The following is a 1,475-nucleotide window of genomic DNA, read 5'->3' on the forward strand; positions in this document are numbered from 1 at the left end:
CTTTTTTCGTGTCCCATTAAATTCTGTATGACCTCTAAAGGTGCTCCAGTATTAATAAGAGGCGTTGCGTAACTGGGTCTTAGCTGGTGTGGATGAATACACTTATTGATCCCTGCTCTTTTGGAGATCTGTTTAATGACATATCTCATTTGTGCAATGCTCATGCGATGTGGCGCCCGGGTTGTAACAAACAGAGCTTGTTGATCATCCGTTCTTTCTTCCATATATCTTTTTAGCCAAATACTGCACCGAGTATTAAAGTACACTTCCCTTTCTTTTTTCCCTTTCCCAAATACGATTACCGACTGTTCCGCAAAGTTGATTGCGTGCTTATCTAAGCTTACAACCTCTCCGATCCTGCATCCGGTTGAATACATAAATTCAAATAGAGCTTTTTCAAAAGTGGAGTCACACGCTTCACGTAGCAATTCGATTTCTTCCTCGGTTAAAAACTTAGGAATTCTGCTTTCTGGCTTTGGTTCTTTAATGTTTGATACAGGATTAACCGGAACATAATTCTCTTCCTGAGCCCATTTGAATAAAGATTTAATAAAACGGATTCTATGACAGAGACTTGATGCCTTTAACTCAGCTGCAGCTTCTCCAAGATAAAGTTTTACAGACTCTGTCGTAATATCAGTGATTTGGATGTCCCCAAAGTATTTAATTAACAAGAGCAGCTGTACATTATACACCTTTAATGTCTGAAAGGAATATCCTTGAATTTGTTTATCTGCTTTATATAATTGCCAGGCTTCAGAAACAAGCATCATGAACAACTCCCTGGTACTTTTACATCTAGTGTTCACCTAAAAACCGGAAATTATACTAAGTTAATAGTTTTTTATTCGGTAATTGCACCCTATAGTTTAAGTACAATTCTTCACAAAATTAGTTTTATTATAGGAATGCTGCCCCGTTTGTTTAATAAGAATTTCAGCAAAAAGGTGCCTTAATCCTTCCTAGATCAACGCACCCATTAGTTTAAGTCTATTTCTTCACAAACTTCTTTTTAGGGGTGCTACCCTCCCCATGCTTTTGCCAACGAGTGAACTCCTGAAAAGATCTCTTCCTCAGATAATGCTGCAAAACCCAATAGAATGGTTCGATCGTCACTTAAACCGTAATCTGATACAGGATAACCTTTGATATCATATTTAGCAGCCTGTTCAATAAGCTCTTTTTCCACCATACCGTTATTCATGCGGACTAAAAGATGCAATCCAGAATCCTGGCCAATAATTTCAATTGAATTTGGGAAATGAGTCGAAAGCGCTGTGATGAGTGCATCTCTCTTTTTTTTGTAAACAATCCGCATTTTGTTAATATGTTTTTTCCAGCTGCCTTCCTGCATGAATCTTTTGATGAGCTCCTGGTCAAGCCGAGACACAGACTGAACGAAGTGAAAGTAATGTTCATGGTACTTTTCCATTAACAGTTTGGGAAGAACTATATAAGCCATGCGCAGGGACGGT

General features: G+C 38.3%; 1 protein-coding gene and 1 pseudogene. Both read right to left on the reverse strand.

The window, feature by feature from the left end; translation table 11 throughout:
- Positions 1-770 (reverse strand): tyrosine-type recombinase/integrase (locus G3O09_RS21855; RefSeq protein ID WP_163103549.1); only part of this gene is annotated, 770 nt, incomplete at its 3' end.
- A gap of 251 nt (positions 771-1,021) precedes the next feature.
- A pseudogene (locus G3O09_RS21860) lies at positions 1,022-1,475 on the reverse strand (MocR-like pyridoxine biosynthesis transcription factor PdxR); the annotation flags it as partial.

It is taken from the genome of Peribacillus alkalitolerans (assembly GCF_010882125.1).
GTDB lineage: Bacteria > Bacillota > Bacilli > Bacillales > DSM-1321 > Bacillus_BN > Bacillus_BN alkalitolerans.